1 protein-coding gene is annotated in these 1,180 nt (G+C 40.3%); it reads right to left on the reverse strand.

The genetic code is table 11. From position 1 onward, the window contains the following. The coding region (locus BN162_RS17510; RefSeq protein WP_020226437.1) for a hypothetical protein at nucleotides 1–1,050 on the reverse strand (1,050 nt) is incomplete at its 3' end. Nucleotides 1,051–1,180: the final 130 nt, after the last annotated feature.

Below are 1,180 nucleotides of genomic sequence, written 5' to 3' on the forward strand. Positions count from 1 at the left end.
ATGTTTCCTTTGTTTCCTATTTTTCCCATCCAGCGGCATTTTCACCGTTTTCAATAAAACACAGTTTCCGCAACCATCCGTTTCACTTACCGCGATATGATTGACATTGATGTCTATGCCAATGACCCCTTGTTCTGTGTCTTCGCTCTTCGCTTTTTCTTCCATCTCCACGATCGCTTTGATAATAAAATAAGCGCCATGATCTTCCAACACATAAGCAACTGCTTTTCCAGGTGTATTGTGCGGCAGTCTTACCGCTCTTTCCAATTCTTCTTTGTATTGATGAAACTCAATCTTGAGCGGGATCTCTCGTTTCTCACTACTGCAGCGGTAAATCAAAACTCCCTCTTCGATATGATATTGGAATAAGTTATTTGAGAATTTTCCTTGCCTTCTTCCCTGAATCATCATCGTCCGATTGCGGGCTGATTGATATGCTTTCAGCCAGGTTTCATGTTGCCCTGCATACACCGTCGTTCTTGCCCTAGCTAACTTCTTTCCACCAAAACAGGTAAACTTCATTTTTCGTTGAAGTGCTTCTAACTTCTGCTTTCTCCGATTCAATCCATAAATCAGATGAGAGCGGCGATTCTTGTATCGCTTTCGCTCAGGACGCAGCTGCTGCACTTCAAGCAAGTAATCCGCTTCCGTTTGTTTCCCTTGTTTTGTTTTTCTGAATAATTCTTTTAATTGACGGTCAATCTTCAGAATGTTGATTTCGACTTCTTTTATTTTTTTCTCGATGGCCTTACATTGAGCCTTCAGTGCTTTCTTCTGATTTTCATGGTTGGCAAAATCGTTGCTTAAATGTTGTTTCGCTTCTTGAATCGCAGAGAGTGGAAAATAGTCATTGGTATGAAAGCGGCGCTTCATTTCTTTTTCCAGACTGTTTTCAAAGGGAAAGGGAATCCCCTGCGACTTCAGACATAACAAATGATAGGCAGTATGCATCATGGCATGATAAAGCTGGATATCCTGGTGCAGAGCGTTCGCTTCTTCCGAGGATAATTCCGAGTAGTAAATACGATTAGAACAGGTAATTGTCTTCATGGAAAGAGAACCTCACTTTCATAGAAAATCAGAAAATGGAATTACTACTTCTTTTGAGTTATTATACAATATTCCTCAAAGCTATACAACGCGTTTGAGTTTGTTTCATCCTTTTCATTCTTCTCTATAT

Source organism: Holdemania massiliensis AP2 (assembly GCF_000327285.1).
GTDB lineage: Bacteria > Bacillota_I > Bacilli_A > Erysipelotrichales > Erysipelotrichaceae > Holdemania > Holdemania massiliensis.